Below are 15372 nucleotides of genomic sequence, written 5' to 3' on the forward strand. Positions count from 1 at the left end.
ATCCATTATCGGTACAACGAGACAAGTGACCCTCCCAGCAAGACCGTCCCAACAATAATTAGTGCCCCACCTGCCTTCGGTGACTCGTTAATCACTGTAATACCGATAGCCGCCGTTACGATGCCGACCACAACAAGCAGGAACCTCCATATGACATTGGCAATGGGCTCTATTATGATCTCAAAGACAACCTCAAAAGCCACCTCAACAATCACCTCAATAATTGGTCCAATCATATCGATAGATTATACTAACATAAATCTATTTATTAAATAAATATTGTGTGCCTGAATATATCATAGACCGACCGTTTCTGGCGTATCCGTGAACAGTCTCGGTCAAGCATTGATACTGGGCCACACGAGTCGGTCACTCGCAACTCGTTATGGTTTTCTGACTCGATCATCATGACGGATGTATGTCCAATACGGCCCTCCAGGACACCCCAAAGCGCGATTCAGCTGATACAGCTGACCTCGATCTTGAGTGGCTCACACTCGAAGATGGGGAATCGATTCAGTGGGCGAGTACGCCCCACAAGTACAGTCTCGTGCCCGCATTCATTATCGGGATCCCGCTTTCGCTGGTCCTCATCGGGATTCCGATCCTCGTTACCTCGTACCTCCAGTACACGAACACGAACTATGTCGTCACGAACCGCGGGCTCTACAGCAAGCGCGGAATTTTGTCTCGCGATGTCCAACAAATCGGATTCGAGAAGATACAGAATATCTCCTACTCGCAGTCGGCGCTGGGGTCGTCGTTCGGATACGGTTCCGTCGACGTCAGCACGGCTGGCGGATCGGGCGTCGAACTCAAGTTCCGCAGTATCCCGGATCCGGCGTCGGTGCAGGAACTGATCGCACGAGAGGTCGATAACCGGGAGCAGAGCAACGGGACAGAGGAAGCCGACACCAGCGACGTGCTAGACGAGATCCTCCACGAGCTCCAGGCGATCCGTCAGGAACTGGCCGACAACGATGGCAACGATCCGGTCGGCGGGGAACAGCACTCCAGTGACAGAACAGCCTCTGAGGAGCGATGAGCGACGATTGGTGGTTCCGGCACACCGACGAGCGCGTCGCTTGGGAGGGGCAGCCGCGGCTCTCGGCGGCGCTCCCCGGCGTCGGTGTCGGGATCGCAGTGTGTACCCTCGCAGCCGCAGCGGCGGTGCTCGCGGACCCACGAGCGGCCATTGGTGTCGCTCCTGGCGTCGGGGTGATGGCGTGGGCCATCCTACGGGTACGACGGACGAAGTACCTGCTCACGACGCGGGCGGTCTGGCTGAAACACGGCATAGCCGGTCGCACCGTCCATCGCGTCGGACTAAACAAGGTCCAAAACACCGGTTACAGCCGGTCCCTCACGGGCTCAGCCTTCGGCTACGGAACCGTCACCATCGAAGTCGCGGGCGGCGATGATCTGCAGTTCCGGCGGATCGACGATCCCGAGACAGTTCAGGCAGCGATTACGGACCGCGCTGGAAGTGACGAGGACGGTATCCCCGGCTCGGCGACACAGTGGCAGTCGGTGTTGTCCGTCGTTCGTGAGATACGCGCCGAGATCGAGTGACATCTCGCTAGCGACGCATTAGACTATTTCCGTGTTCACACGACGTCGGTACACGGCTTTGACGATTCGATACTGGCCATCGCATTCCCTGAGCGGTGGCAACCACGCTGAAGCCTTACTGCTCGTCACGGGATCGGAGCAGATGGCGGAAATCAAATCTGAACTACGCTCGATGGTGGATTTGGTAGATTAAGAGTCTTCTCGACAATATGCTCACTTCAAGATAGTTTTCGGGGACTTAGGATAGTGGTCGACTAGAAACGAGTAGAACGCACAAAACGCTTCAGACGAATCCTCACGAGTACCACAATTGGAACCGCTTGAGAAATCAGCCGTCCATAGTGACAGGCTCCCAGTGCAAGAAGTCCGTACTATCGTTCGCGACGACAGTCGCTGACATCAGCGATAGGCATCCGCCCGATAGTGGGTGGTCCACGCACTCAGTAATTAATCACTGGATGATGTTGTATTGATATTATATATATACTCATTTCAGGCTACATTTGAAGCAACATTCTAGTAGCCTGCGGTCAATCTAATTTCATGACCGTTCAGGTGTTATACGTTGAGCGAGACTTGGAGTTCGCACGTAGAACAGCTGAACAAGTTGAACAGGTGAACGCTCAAGTACAGGTTACGACTGTTATTGGGTTGGGGTCTGCATTGCAGGCTCTGAGCAACGATAGATACGACTGCATCGTCTCAGAGTACAAGCTCCCAGACGGTACTGGGCTCGAACTGTTCGAACACATCCAGAGTAACCACCCTACCCTCCCATTTATTTTGTTCACCGAGTACGGGAACGAGTCGGTCGCCGGTGACGCCGTTACTGCGGGTATCTCTGACTACCTCCAGAAGACGGAGAGCGACGAGCCATACGAATTGCTAGCAGATAGTATCAGTACTGTTGTCACAACCGACGAAACTGTGACAGAGGCAACTCGAGAGCGCCGCCGGTTCGAACAGGTGCTGAAGACTGTCCCGAGTTGTGTCGTTCAGCTCAACAGAGACGGTCAGTTTATTTTCGCGAACAACAGGGCTGAGACAGTGCTCGGATTGGAACAAGGAAAACTCGAAGAGCGTGCGTATAACGATCCTGCGTGGGATATCAGAGACCCCGACGGGAATCCAATTCCTGATACCGAATTACCGTTCAGGCGTGTCTTGCATGATGGTGAACAGGTACGAGACCAGCATACAATCAGATGGCCCGATGGGACGAAGCGTTCACTCGCTGTGAGCGGCGCACCAATTATGAATGCAGGCTCAGTCGAGAGTGTCGTTTTCTCTCTCACTGATATCACTGATCGTCATCGACGCGAACGTCGTCTTGAGAAGCTTCACAAAGCGACGCGTGACCTGTATGATGCTAAAACTAAACAAGAAGTTGCACAGATCACTAGCGACACAGCAGACGCGATTCTTAATTTCGAACTGAACGGCGTCCACTTCTACGATGAACAAGCAGGCGGGCTAAAACCCGTCGCTGTGTCAGACCGAACACAGCGGTTCGTCGACAAACTAGTGACTTTTGATCATGGAATCGCCTGGGAAACATTTCAGTCTGGAGAGGCCAGACAGTACGACGACATCCACAACGCTGAAGAGATATACAACCCTGAAACAGTGTTCCGGAGTGGGTTGTACTTCCCACTTGGGGAGCATGGTCTCTTGCTCGCAAACTCAACCAAGCCTGGTGATTTCGACGATACTGACGTCTCGTTAGGGCGACTCCTTGCAGAGAATACAAAGAGTGCGCTTGATCGTCTCGACCGAGAGCAACGGCTTGCGCTGCTTCAAGAGCGAACGAGTGCTCTAATGCAAACCACGACTCTGACAAACACGATTGAGCTTACTGTTGATGCCGCAGCAGACATCCTTGGAACGACTCTCGCCGGGTTCCTCGAAGAAGATGAGCGTGAAGAAGTCTTGGAACCACTCTTTACGACTGATACGTTCGCAGCGGAATTCAGTACATACCATGGTTTCGAACATGGCGCAGATGCCGACCCCATCAGTACGTTCCTTTGGGAAGTGTACGATTCAGGGACGCCAGAATATGTGGATGACGCGAGCGACCACCCAGCGCTCCCATCAGATACCCCAGGCCGTAGCGCGCTGCTATATCCACTGGTAGGGCACGGACTCCTTGTGTTCGCAGCCAATACGCCAGACGCGTTTGACAGGACAGACAAGCGGTTCGGCTGGATTCTCGCTTCGACACTTGAGACTGCGCTGGAGCGTGTCGATCGGGAGGCACTTCTCCGCGAACAAACACAGAAACTTACGAAACAGAACCAGCAGCTTGAGGAGTTTGCTCAGACTGTCACTCATGACCTGCGGAATCCACTGCAGGTCTTACGAGGGACACTCGATGGTGTTCGCCAGACGACTGATGTCGATCATCTTGACCGAGGTTACAGGGCACTTGACCGGATGGAAACGCTCATTCAGGATGTGCTCACACTCGCACAACGGGGACAATTAATCGATACCACTGAGATAGTTTCGCTTGCATCACTCGCCGATGATTGCTGGGACGTTCTAGAAACCGCTAACGCTGAACTTGTCATCAATGATGATGTTGAATTTGAGGCCGACCCAGGACGTGTCCGCCAACTGCTTGAGAATCTTTTTGCAAATGCAGTGACCCATGGTGGTACCGACGTGACGGTTACAGTTGATACACTTACAAATGGATTCTTTATCAGTGACGATGGGCCCGGAATTGATCCAGTAGAGCGTGACCAGATTTTCACTGACGGTTATACAAGTACAGGCGGTGGGACTGGATTTGGACTCTCAATTGTCAAACAAATCGCTGACGCTCATAACTGGAGTGCAACCGTAACCGAAAGTCCTAGTGGTGGAGCACAGATTGAGTTTACAGGCATCGGCGCAGCATCCCCGCTCCGGACAGACAGCTAGAAGCGTTTCTCTCAACTCTGGCAAGTTCCGTGTATTCTACTCAGGGTGTCATAGAACGATTCACACACTTCAGTAGCTTCCAGAAAACCGCTGTCTGAGAGATAGAAATTATTGCCGCTATTCAAAAGTAACAACAGCAGTTCTCTCGACCGGTATCAGAAAACCAAGCCAACCGTTCTATGACACCCTCTCCGAGTGAACGACAACATTTGGTCCATGCCGACTCCCGTCTGAATAGAACCTGAAAACAGTGCATCCGTCCTTAGCTAAGAAAGAAACCGCATGACAGTAGTCGCTTATCGAGGCTACTTTTCGAGAGGGACGAGGAGGCAAGAGCTATGTCCAACAGCGACTCCTCATCGAGAATCATGCGTCGGCTCACTACACTGTTCCTCTCCGAAACAGTAACCTGGACGCCGATATTGGCAGACCCAACAGGGTAGCGAATCCGACACCACCCAAGATGACGATGGCAAAGCCAAAGTCACCAAGTAGGGGGCGTGAGACGTATTCTATGACACGCTGATATGTATGTTTTAGTGGCCAGCGACTATGATGGTCTCTTGTGTATTCCGCCCTCCAGGAGTACCACCGAGCACTCCTACGACACGACGCCGGGCCTGTGGCCCCAAGCTGCTTGCCCCGACGTTTCCGTCCGAATAAGCGAGCCAGTCCTCAATTACTTCGAGGCCTCAGAGACAGCTGTTGGCTGTTACCAGAAATTCAGCAGCACGAGGGGGTCTGGTAGTATGGCCAAAGATTCAGGCTTCAGTGTTACTGGCCCTGATACCTTGGGGAGAGCAGTATTATACATCCTTATCGGTGTCGCTATCGCTAGCTATGGAGGATACGATTACGTCCAGCAGACCGAAGCAGTTCGAAATTCGGTTGCGGTGGACGCGACTGTCACAGAACTCAGTATCGAGACAGATAGTGGCACATCGTCAAACCCAGGTGTGGAGTACGAACCGATAGTCGAATTTGAATACGCGTACAATGGGACAAGATACACCGGGACACAACTCTATCCAGCGAATATTGAGCGTAATTATGAGACACGATCAGCAGCCGAATCGGAAATCGAAGATTACGAGCAGGGGACACAAACAACTGCATACGTGTCGCCAGATGAACCAGGAGATGCGTTTCTGAAGAACGAAACATCAAACGCCCCGATCATCGCTATCGGAATTGGGGGGCTTTTCGCTCTCTTTACAGCTTTTTCCGCTGTAAAGAAGATCTGAGCCATCCGATAGAACCACTACCCGTGTCAGTACGTACGTTTGCGGGTCACCTACCGAAGTGATAGCACGCGTTGCTGCTGCTGACAACGACCAAGCCGGTTGAGAGCTTTAGTATCAAATAGTTCTCGAACAGGTCAATGGTGCGCTTGTTAGTCTGTATAGGCGACCGTCGGTCAGTGTCAACGCTAAAAAATAGCTAGTGCATGGCACCGAACTCCTCTCAGTTTGTGTTTTCAAAAGCTGTATCAAAAACGGTCGCAGTACGGTGGGTTCTCAGTTCTTAAAGATGGACTAACTCCGTTTCACGGCAATCAAATCGCAGTTCATGGGGTTGAAATCCTCGTCCGATTTTAATTATCCCCGTCAATTATCCACTGATACCGTGTCCGCGATTCCAACCTGGATTGACGAACGGATTGATCGGAACCTCGACAACACGCTCACGCAAGAACACGTTGTCGAGACGATGCTTGAGTCCGATCGACCGTTCTTTTCGATCCGTCAACTGCATGCGCGCATTAAGCCTGACGTCAGTCGGGCCACGGTTCGGAACCGGCTTCAGGAGCTACAGGAGATCGATGTCGTCGCAACTGAAACGTATCCTGACTCGATCAGCCTGTACTACATCAATCATCCGGAGTCGGACTGGCCGATATCACCCGAGGGCAAACGCGCGCTGAACGCAAGCTCCCCGCTGGATCGGCTCTCCACTCGCGGATTCCTTACCCTCTCGGACACGGCCGGAATCCGCACCCTTGTGCTCGCTGGATTCCAGTTGAGCCTCGTCCTGCTTGCACTTGGTGGCGTCCTCACAGTCATTGGTGCTGACGTAAGCGGTGCCCAGAGCGACATTGTACTCTGGGATACCGCGTTCAACCTGGTATTCGTGAGTATACTGTTGCTCGTCACCGAACGGACCGCTCGGTGGGTTCGTGACAAATATGGCCCACTGAACCTCCTGCCGTCGACGTAAGCAAAGCGAATCAGAAATCAACAATACGACTTCGAAACCTTCCACGCAACCCATGTCCACCACACCACCTACGCCCGGACCCAAACTGCTTGATGAACGCTCTCTCAGTGGAATCTTCGTCCATTTCCTCGCGATTCCAACCGGTATCGTCGGAGCTGGACTCCTGTACCTCCTCGCCACTGATGAGTTCACAAAGCGAAACGCCCGCAATGCCCTTGACTGGCACCTTACTGTGTTGCTGCTAACAGCTATCTCGTTTGGCTCTCTGTTCACGTATGCCGAACTTACTGGACAGGGCATTACCGATGTTTCCGTTCTTCCGTCGTCCGTGTCGACGGTCGCCGGTATTGCTATCTCCGGACTTTTTACACTCTGGTTCGCTGTCACGGTTTGGACGTTCGCTGTTGGACTCATCGCGATGGTGAAAGCCATTTTTGGGACGGCATGGCGGTACCCATTTTCGTTAGCCCTTGTCGAGCGATTTGAATCCCATGTTACTCTCCCCGGTGGATGGCCGCTCATTATATTCGGGTACGTTGTCCTGTCTCCCCTCGTCATCTGGGCCGTTTTCTTTGCTTCAACAACTGATATCGTGTCGATTCTTTCTGCTTTCGGACTGGTCGGCCTAATACTGGTTTTGACCCCCCTGACAGTGGTTGGAATGTATCTTCATAGCAAGGGAGATTGGTTGCAGGGCGACGCCCAACAGCCATCCGTTCTTGTGCACGTCGGTGTCCCTATTCTTGTCGCTGCTATCGGCTATGCAGTTTCGTTGGGGTTCACGCAGTCGATATACCCCCAAGGCGACGCGATGTATGTCTTCCTTGCTACATTCTGGATATCGACAATCGTGTACTTGATTCGGTGGAGGATGAGCGCCTCGAAATAGTCTACTCTGGTCATCCGTCTTTAGCTAACACCGATAGTAACCTTCAGTCAAATAATTATAACTGTGAGTGTTAGGGGTGACAATTCCGTCAGTCGAGGCGCTGTTCCTTGTCAAATCCCGCGATGACCAACGCTAAAATCGGTGGATTTGGGCGTGCTGGTGTGGTATGAAGCCAAAATTCGACCGAAATCACGGTCTAATAGTATTACTGTGAGTATTAGCTAAAGACGAATGGTTTGTGGTCCTAAACCACTGTATCGGCCGTACTGGTACTGACAGCGTTGGGTGGATGTTATGAGTGTTGTTGGCTACACAGTACAGGTCTCCCCGTAGAGGATCAGGTGCAGCGGGTTACTCTGAAAGATCAGCGTAGAGCCGAGTCAACCCACACTCCGGGCAGAGAAATGTATGGAGTGGCGTTTGCTGACCGACACCGAGGTGGTCAAGTATCCCACCGTCTCTCTCAGTTTCAACATAGAGATTGCCTACACCTTCTGCGGTTATGTTTGTCTGCTCCATTTGTACGTCACAGTCTGGGCACTGACGGTCACTCATTGGCCTTACCTCTGTGTTACTGTCACTGCAGAAAAACTCAGTTCACTGTTTCAACCTCAGACGACCGGCACCGATGGGCTTCTTTACTGGATCCGCCCCTTGACTGTGTTCTGTCGTAATTTTCATTTTACGTTTGCTACGCCGAATTACACCGCAATACACACTCTCTTGAGAGAAATCGAACTGCCGATATTTTATGATTCTAACGGCCGGTTCCGGTGGCGAGATCCACAATTGCTTGAGGACCACATAGGCGTGCATCATACGCCCGGTGAAACTGTCTGGTACCCGAACCGCGGACTCCAATTGAATTCTCTTCGACTACTCCATGTCAATTCATCCGACATTGGAAACAGTTGACCGATGGCTCGGCGAGGAGTTCCACTTAGATCCGAGACAACGCGACGTACAACAAGATACCCGCGTGAATTACTGCGAAGGGTCCGATAACAACCAGTGAAGCGTAGGCTGTCCCAGAGTCGACTCCCGGGGCCAGAAGCAGCCCAGCTGGAACTGCGAGAAAAAAGAGCAACAAGCCGCCGGCAGCCGCGATGATCGTCGGATCTCGGTCTGGGCGATCCGTTTGGTACACTGGTAGATTCAACGTCTCGATAGCTCCGTCGAGATCAGATAGCGGGCCAAACTGCACGGTACCTTGGTTGACCGAATCAACCCCGGCGATCCGTAGCCGCCCCGTGCCGCGAAGCCGGTCGACGATAGCATTAATCACGGAGAAATCGGTTCCCGGACCGACCGTAGCGATCCACTGCGGGGACTCCAACAATCGGTCGTAGGCGACCAGAAACTCACCTCGGCGCTGATACTCAATTGTTCCGTACCGTAGGTAAAAACTCAGTATATGAGCTCCGACGATACAGAGAACTACGACCGAAACCAGTCCGATCCAGACTGGGTTCCCGATCTGTAACGCGATGACAAACGCCGCGACAGTGAGAACTGTGAACCGCGAGATCAGTGCGAACCCGACGGCGCTGAGACTTCCCAAGAGAACCGATTTCTTATCGACAATAACACTAGCCTCTACCGGTTCTTCCGGTACCGTGAGTTCTGGTGGCGGTTCGCTTTTGGGCAACTCATCTGCCAGGTCCAGATCGACGCTGAGAGATGACTCTCCGATATGATCCACGTAGAACCGGTAGAGTGAGCTGAGAGTTTTCCCGATGACGAGTCCGGTTAGCAACGTCATTCGACCGGCTCGGGACCCACCTAACGTGAGAAACCCGACAAAGAGGAGCACTAAAGTCAACTGTGCTGGAGTCCGGATCAGTTCCTGTGCGGACACATCGCGGTACTCGTCGGTGCCAATGTACTCGACCACAAACTCCTCCACCTGTGAGAGAATCAACGCCACGATACTCACTGTGAGGCCCACTGAGAGCTGAATTGTAGGTCCGACCGTCAAAAGATAGACGAGGCTGATTGGCCCGATGAACCCGAACCAAACCCCTAGCACCATTAGCGCGAAGTGGATGTTTCGCGGGTATATTGGCGACCAGTCCGAATAAATCTGGAAACCACCGCGTTTCTCCCGAAGTTCATGTAACGGCTCGTTCTGCCCGGGACGCCCCGGAGATCCTTGCTTAGCGAACAACGCCTTCGTAGCTGCAATAAGGACTGAACAGGCGGCCTCAGTTGTGTAGACGATGAGTAATAGCCAGAGGTCCCAGCCCCAGACAGTGACTCCGACCAGCGGAATACAGTTCGCAACGATTAGGCCCAGACCGCGGACGGAGGTCGGGAATCGTTGGGTCATGAGTGAGGACAATCAATTCATTATACTTGAATAAGAAACATACTTCGAATTCGATAGCACCGCTGAACCGAAGCCCGGTCATTCTGAAGATGAAAAAAGCGGACACTGGACCGGTCAGTGGTGATTCAATTAGAGTTGGTCACTGACCTTCCACGTTTGTGGGCAATCACCGCTACAGGACCACCGAAATGAATTAGTGGAGATCTCCCACAGCAACCACACTCTGAGGATACCGAGTTTCAGCCCCACACGGGTCGTCTGAAGTCTGGACTTCCACTGTTACTCTTGGCCCTGAGCGGTTGACACCAAGAGAAGGTATGCAATGACACCAGTGGTCCACACAAGCACTCCGGCGACCTCGGCTGTTTGTAATTCAACGTATTCGATGAGTGCTAATGGGCTTATAGTCAGCCCGAACATCCCAATTGCATGGCCAAGTCTGTATGGTTGTTTCCGAAACGTGATATGTTCTCCAAGCAGCGGGATATCGAACGAGACATAGAAGTACACACTACCGGCGTACACTGCTGCAATGCCGAGCGCGAAGAACCAATCCGGAAGCAAGAATCGGTAGACGAGGCTGCCGACAGCAAGGCCACACACTAGAGCGAATAGGAGGGACTTGTTTGGAGACATGGGTTACGCTTTGATCAACGTATGCGTAGCCTTGGTGTACAGCTACTTTAGAGCGCATCATTCTGCACAATAGCCATGCCCGGCCAGACACGTCGTCTCAGCAAAGATAGGTACGAGGACGTGACGCAGAGTTCCTTCGAAACTCGTTCAATACCAAGATATAGAAAGACAAAAGCAATTCACGAGTGGAATCTGAAACTCGGGCTGTGATGGTTCCCGAGATTTTCAGCCTCGCCCTCGGAAGTGGTTACTTGCTTCTCCTCGGATTCGCCGTAGTACAATATCGTCGCGGCAAAATTCCATCCCCCCGGCTCGCGATGTTGCTTGGGGTGTGTGCGACGTGGCTTTCGTATAGTCTGCTTCAGGTAACACAGGATGGACCAGTTCCAACTGGAACGCCCCTTAATTACGTACTTGATGGAGTTGCTATCGTGTTGCTTGTTGCAGGCACTGGTGGTCTCTACTGGTGGTGGCGTCACCGTGATGACAAGGATACCGATCCACCAGTGACCGACTAAGATTCGCTCCGTCCATCTACGAAGCACTCTCGCTGAACCCCACTGGTACTAACCCCTCGTTTGCGAGATACGCACGCTTATCGGGCAGTTGTTTCAGGAAAGTACCCGTGAAATAACCGATTGCCAGAAAACGGAGTGACAGCTGGCTAACCAACAGCTGTGTGCCTTGCTCACTTCTTGTTGGTTAGCGTTCTACTTACCTACACCGTCGCTGCTACGTGCTCGTATCCCGCCTGCGACGGCGTCGGGTGCAACGCCAACCCAGCCTAACTCCCGGAGCATCCCGTACTACCGAATCTATTCGAGGTGGCTATTTATTTAATCCAAGAGCAGTTTGGATAGCCTATGCCCTCCCTGAATAGACGTGCGTTTCTGGCCACGCTCGGAGCGAGCACTGTTGGCAAGCTTGCCGGTTGCTCCACAATCGGGACCGATGATCCCCCGGCTGGAAGCCTCCAGTTCATTAACCAAGATTCTCTTCCTCATGCAATGCAACTGGCTGTGACGGACGTTGGTAGTGAACTCAACAATGAAACCGGAACAGTTGCGGGCGACGTACCGGTTCCAGCACCACAACGCAATCTGACCGCCACAGAGCAGTTGTCGTCAGAGGAGTCAACAACGTACACTGATGTGTTCACTGAACCTGTGTGGTACGCGGTCGAATGTACTGTCGACGGGCAGCAGACTACCCAAGAAGAGTTTCAAACTGAAGCTATGTTTCACCCCGCTCCACCTGGGCGAGAATACGTGAACTATCTCCAAGCCGTTCTCAGAGATTCGGGCCAGATCGAGCTCGCAGTCGTTACCACAGACAACAGTGGCAGGTACACACCAAGTATCTCAAAGTAATTGCCGACGGTGCGCTCCTGTACCGATCAATAGCTACTTCCCTGTTATACGACTCTGCTGTATAGCGCGTACCCAGCCATACTACCTCCTCGTAACAGCGTTCCCGGTCCAGAGAGTACGCAACAGGAGGCTATTCGAGTGAAATAGATTGCAGGAAAGCAGGTGGGGAGTAACACTGCGAATTGACCCTCCAATACCCAATACGCTCGCCGGCGAAGATCGGTATAGAGAGCAACAACACGGACGGTTATCCTCCAATAATGAATCTAAAACCAATGAACGGAGCAGCGACTAAAATTCCTAAGACGAGAATTGCCACAAAGCGGAGTACACCCGCCGCCTGTCGCCGGTTCTTGGGGAGAGACTCTGCGAGTCCGGACAGCGCGAGTCCGACGACGAGAAACAAGACCCATCTAGCATCGTCTCCGCCGCCGATACTCGCGGTATACGTGAACATACACAAGAAGGTGAGCGACACGCCAAACTGAAAGAGTGCAAGTGGACGGCCTTGTGGCTCATTGAACAGCATTTCGCTGATATAGGGGACCATACGATACCCGTTCCTGCTCACGATACAAAGGGATGTTTCAATGTGATACCAGTAAAACGACCTCTCCTATACTACGCGATTGTACTGCAGGAGGCGGGAGGCGACAGACTACGAGGTTCACGCTCTGTATGCAGCAGCATCTTCGACAACTATCTGACATTTGTCAGTAACGGTGTGGTCCACACAGACGTTGTCTGCAGCACTGAATGCCAACACGTCCCAATTGAGGCTCTTGTTATCTAGTCTGCCACCCGATGAACTTCTCAAACCCAAACGTAAAGCCGAGAAAACCGACAGCGAACACGAACCAACGGAACACATCGAAGGTACCAGTGAACGCAAGCACGTTGAAAATGTACGATAATGATGCACCAACGAATGCCGCGACGTAGAGGTTCCGTCGGATGTCCATACAGGCGCTTCTAACGGCAGTGTGTTAATTCTTCATCGGTTACACGAATGTGTATCTTGTTTGCCGAATACATCAACCGACTCAGCCGCTACTTTATCGCGAATCGCCCGCGCTGCACGCCGCACTCGCTTGCGCTCTTCGACGGTGCCGCTCATGCCTCAGCATCTCGGGTAAGATCGCTGACCAGCGACCCACCAACGTGTGGCCCAACGTCCCAGCCACGCTCGCCACGTGTATGCATACAACAGTGTGCGAGTGTGTTATAAGACATCTTGGGGAGTTCGACTTTTCGGCGTCACCGTTAGCCGAAACAACAGCGACGGCGAATTCATAACTGTCCCAGTAATACGCTGCACCCTCGCCGTCAACGCTGAGGAATAATAGGTGTCCTAAGTGAATAGGTAGCAGAGATTTAGTCAGTACAGCGGACTCACGTCTAAGCTAACTATGGTTTCACGCCGAACCAGTAGCCGTGTCTTCACGATCTGTGCTTCGTGAGCGTCTGTACGCCCTGTGTCAGAAGGCCCAATGCTGCACAGAGTAACATAATTGCTGCTGCTAGCATGGCAATGCCGAAGAAGACGCCACCAATGGGCGGAAGCAATTGCTCAAGAGCCGATGTTGCAGGAATCTGGCTGGCACCACTCCACAAAATCACCACCACCGAAGCCAGAACACCAGCAACAGCGCCGGTGTATAGAAGGCGCCTGGGCCACGTTCCAGACTGCCCCCACCGTGTATGTGCGGCTAACAATCCGCCGCTTCCAGCACTCAGAAGCCCGACAACTAGTAGCACCACAAAAAAGAGACCAGCTAAGCTCGTCCCATCGGGATCGGGTTGTGTATACGTTACAATTGCAATGATAGTCGCCAGTACTGAACAAAGCGATGTTGCAATCGTCACGGCAGCTAATTGGCGCGGAGTCACCAACCGTTTCACAAGAATAGCTGGCTTCTCGGAAAATGATAAAATTTCTGAACGAGAGAAAGATCAGTAAGTACCTCACTTGAGATGTTCATCATCGCTGGGGCACCCGTACAAACCACTATTCATTTGTTCTGACCGACGACCTCCCCTGCTGACTATACACGGTTACCGAGCAGTTGGTTCAGATGACCAACCGAGTAATAGATGGCGGTCAGAAAATGGAGCGGGAGCTGGTTAACCAACAGCTGGGACAGTGCTCATTCTTTGTTGGCTAGTGTTCTGCTGATTTATGCTGTTGCGCGGCGTGCTGATACCCCGCCTGAAACGGTGTCGGCTGGCCGCTAAATAAGATGCTCGACGGACTCGCCGTCCTGTGCTAACTCCGACTGCTCAGGCGAAGCGTCCGTCTCGCGCTCGGGGAATGCTTCCGTGACACAGCCTGCTGCATCGCCTTGAGCTTTGACCAAAGTTGGCCGCTCGTCGAGCGCACCAGCTCATCATCAGGCCAAGAATGCACTTCGAGCCCGTCGAAGGGCGTCGAAAGTATCACGTTTGAAAATGCTGCAGGAAACATTATATATCGGTTCTATTTGTTTGATATTATATGGAAGGCGCTTACGACACGGGCCCGGACGGTTCTCGTGGACAGGTTGGTATCGGCACGCTCATTGTTTTCATTGCGATGGTACTTGTTGCAGCAATCGCGGCCGGCGTTCTGATCAATACGGCCGGATTTCTTCAATCAAGCGCCGAACAGACGGGGCAACAGAGCTCTGACCAAGTCACCAATCGGCTACAGGAAGCCTCTACAACCGGACAGATAGGTACTGTGAGCGGCGAAGACCGTGTTGGCGTCGTGAACATCAGCGTGAGTCGAGCGCCGGGCGCCGGTAACATCGATCTGTCTGAGACGACTATCCAATGGGTCGATTCGTCAGGCTCGTACAGTCTGGTCCATCAGAGCCAATCGGGTGGTGCCACCGACGGAACGTTCGGAACGACGATAATCCAAGACGACGACGGCTCGCGGCCAGTCTTGAACGACCGCGCCGACCGACTCAAAATAACACTTGACGTCGGAGCTGCCCCGTTCGATGTTAGCGTCGGTGGAACTAACATAGACAGCTTCGGTAACTCGCTCGCAGAGGGTGACTCGGCGACGATACGAATTACCACACCGACTGGTGGAACCACCGAGATTCAATTAACTGTCCCAGAGACCCTCAGTGGGTCAAGTTCAGTCTCGCTGTGAAGTAACAGTTTGCCGGCACAATTGTAGACTGATATCCCAGCCGCGCTCGCTACGAGTGTATTCGCACTACTCAGCACGCGGCTCGAAGGGCGTCTCCGTCAATTCCACTTTTTAACGTCGCTATCGGTCGCCACAACGGCCACGGCGAACTCGTAGCTGTCCCAGTAGTGGGCCCTGCATTCGCCGTCGACGCCGAGAAAGAGCGGTCAGTCCTGGGTGAGTAGTTCGTGGCCGGAACAGTCAGTACAGTCCATACGGTTGCCAAGGCCTGACTCCTATCCCGAGCCAA

At 52.8% G+C, this 15372-nt stretch carries 12 protein-coding genes and 3 pseudogenes; 9 read left to right on the forward strand and 6 right to left on the reverse strand.

Annotated elements, in window-relative coordinates:
- Positions 1-5: 5 nt before the first annotated feature.
- Positions 6-236 carry a hypothetical protein gene (locus tag RBH20_RS18030; RefSeq protein WP_306711275.1) on the reverse strand — a complete coding sequence of 77 codons (231 nt, stop codon included), beginning with the start codon at positions 234-236 and terminating at the stop codon, positions 6-8.
- A 182-nt stretch (positions 237-418) separates the two neighbouring features.
- Between RBH20_RS18030 and RBH20_RS18035 the strand changes: the two genes are divergently transcribed.
- The 6 genes from RBH20_RS18035 (at position 419) to RBH20_RS18060 (ending at position 7606) form a co-directional block, all read left to right on the forward strand.
- Positions 419-1045 carry a PH domain-containing protein gene (locus RBH20_RS18035; protein ID WP_306711277.1) on the forward strand — a complete coding sequence of 209 codons (627 nt, stop codon included), beginning with the start codon at positions 419-421 and terminating at the stop codon, positions 1043-1045.
- Complete coding sequence (locus RBH20_RS18040; protein WP_306711279.1) at positions 1042-1572, forward strand: PH domain-containing protein; 531 nt, start codon at positions 1042-1044, stop codon at positions 1570-1572. Before RBH20_RS18035 ends, RBH20_RS18040 begins: the two co-directional genes overlap by 4 nt.
- Positions 1573-2115: 543 nt before the next feature.
- Positions 2116-4500 carry a GAF domain-containing protein gene (locus RBH20_RS18045; protein WP_306711281.1) on the forward strand — a complete coding sequence of 795 codons (2385 nt, stop codon included), beginning with the start codon at positions 2116-2118 and terminating at the stop codon, positions 4498-4500.
- Between the two features lie 749 nt (positions 4501-5249).
- Positions 5250-5744, forward strand: a complete 495-nt coding sequence (locus tag RBH20_RS18050; RefSeq protein WP_306711283.1) for a DUF3592 domain-containing protein — start codon at positions 5250-5252, stop codon at positions 5742-5744.
- 382 nt (positions 5745-6126) lie between these two features.
- Positions 6127-6717: a hypothetical protein gene (locus tag RBH20_RS18055; RefSeq protein ID WP_306711285.1), complete on the forward strand. Its 591-nt coding sequence runs from the start codon at positions 6127-6129 to the stop codon at positions 6715-6717.
- 52 nt (positions 6718-6769) lie between these two features.
- Positions 6770-7606: a DUF4870 domain-containing protein gene (locus tag RBH20_RS18060; protein WP_306711288.1), complete on the forward strand. Its 837-nt coding sequence runs from the start codon at positions 6770-6772 to the stop codon at positions 7604-7606.
- A gap of 940 nt (positions 7607-8546) precedes the next feature.
- Here RBH20_RS18060 and RBH20_RS18065 read toward each other — a convergent pair.
- Positions 8547-9935: a DUF6498-containing protein gene (locus RBH20_RS18065; RefSeq protein WP_306711290.1), complete on the reverse strand. Its 1389-nt coding sequence runs from the start codon at positions 9933-9935 to the stop codon at positions 8547-8549.
- Positions 9936-10214: 279 nt separating this feature from the next.
- Positions 10215-10571 (reverse strand): hypothetical protein, encoded by a 357-nt coding sequence (locus RBH20_RS18070; protein ID WP_306711292.1) that lies wholly within the window; start codon positions 10569-10571, stop codon positions 10215-10217.
- A 209-nt stretch (positions 10572-10780) separates the two neighbouring features.
- On the opposite strand from RBH20_RS18070, the gene RBH20_RS21360 reads away from it, so the two are divergent.
- Together RBH20_RS21360 and RBH20_RS18075 are read left to right on the forward strand one after the other, a co-directional pair.
- Positions 10781-11089: a hypothetical protein gene (locus RBH20_RS21360; RefSeq protein WP_373567983.1), complete on the forward strand. Its 309-nt coding sequence runs from the start codon at positions 10781-10783 to the stop codon at positions 11087-11089.
- 345 nt (positions 11090-11434) lie between these two features.
- Positions 11435-11941, forward strand: coding sequence for a hypothetical protein (locus RBH20_RS18075; RefSeq protein ID WP_306711294.1), 507 nt, complete (start codon positions 11435-11437; stop codon positions 11939-11941).
- 1113 nt (positions 11942-13054) lie between these two features.
- On the opposite strand, the pseudogene RBH20_RS18080 reads toward RBH20_RS18075, so the two are convergent.
- Positions 13055-13323 (reverse strand): annotated as a pseudogene (locus RBH20_RS18080) (hypothetical protein).
- Between the two features lie 849 nt (positions 13324-14172).
- Positions 14173-14375, reverse strand: a pseudogene (locus RBH20_RS18085) (hypothetical protein); the annotation flags it as partial.
- Positions 14376-14435: 60 nt separating this feature from the next.
- Here RBH20_RS18085 and RBH20_RS18090 point away from each other — a divergent pair.
- Entirely contained in the window at positions 14436-15083 is a 648-nt protein-coding gene (locus tag RBH20_RS18090) for an archaellin/type IV pilin N-terminal domain-containing protein (protein ID WP_306711296.1), read from the forward strand.
- A 69-nt stretch (positions 15084-15152) separates the two neighbouring features.
- Here the strand turns inward: RBH20_RS18090 and RBH20_RS18095 are convergent.
- Positions 15153-15337: pseudogene (locus RBH20_RS18095) on the reverse strand (hypothetical protein); the annotation flags it as partial.
- Between the last annotated feature and the right edge of the window lie 35 nt (positions 15338-15372).

The sequence above is a fragment of the Haloarcula sp. H-GB4 genome, assembly GCF_030848575.1.
Classification (GTDB): domain Archaea; phylum Halobacteriota; class Halobacteria; order Halobacteriales; family Haloarculaceae; genus Haloarcula.

What these genes read in the sequence shown, in the direction of transcription:
- RBH20_RS18035 (WP_306711277.1), top strand. Translation starts at nt 419, where the DNA reads ATGTCCAATACGGCCCTCCAGGACACCCCAAAGCGCGATTCAGCTGAT.
- RBH20_RS18060 (WP_306711288.1), top strand. Translation starts at nt 6,770, where the DNA reads ATGTCCACCACACCACCTACGCCCGGACCCAAACTGCTTGATGAACGC.
- RBH20_RS18065 (WP_306711290.1), bottom strand. Translation starts at nt 9,935, where the DNA reads ATGACCCAACGATTCCCGACCTCCGTCCGCGGTCTGGGCCTAATCGTT.
- RBH20_RS18040 (WP_306711279.1), top strand. Translation starts at nt 1,042, where the DNA reads ATGAGCGACGATTGGTGGTTCCGGCACACCGACGAGCGCGTCGCTTGG.
- RBH20_RS18090 (WP_306711296.1), top strand. Translation starts at nt 14,436, where the DNA reads ATGGAAGGCGCTTACGACACGGGCCCGGACGGTTCTCGTGGACAGGTT.
- RBH20_RS18045 (WP_306711281.1), top strand. Translation starts at nt 2,116, where the DNA reads ATGACCGTTCAGGTGTTATACGTTGAGCGAGACTTGGAGTTCGCACGT.
- RBH20_RS18050 (WP_306711283.1), top strand. Translation starts at nt 5,250, where the DNA reads ATGGCCAAAGATTCAGGCTTCAGTGTTACTGGCCCTGATACCTTGGGG.
- RBH20_RS18075 (WP_306711294.1), top strand. Translation starts at nt 11,435, where the DNA reads ATGCCCTCCCTGAATAGACGTGCGTTTCTGGCCACGCTCGGAGCGAGC.
- RBH20_RS18030 (WP_306711275.1), bottom strand. Translation starts at nt 236, where the DNA reads ATGATTGGACCAATTATTGAGGTGATTGTTGAGGTGGCTTTTGAGGTT.
- RBH20_RS18070 (WP_306711292.1), bottom strand. Translation starts at nt 10,571, where the DNA reads ATGTCTCCAAACAAGTCCCTCCTATTCGCTCTAGTGTGTGGCCTTGCT.
- RBH20_RS21360 (WP_373567983.1), top strand. Translation starts at nt 10,781, where the DNA reads ATGGTTCCCGAGATTTTCAGCCTCGCCCTCGGAAGTGGTTACTTGCTT.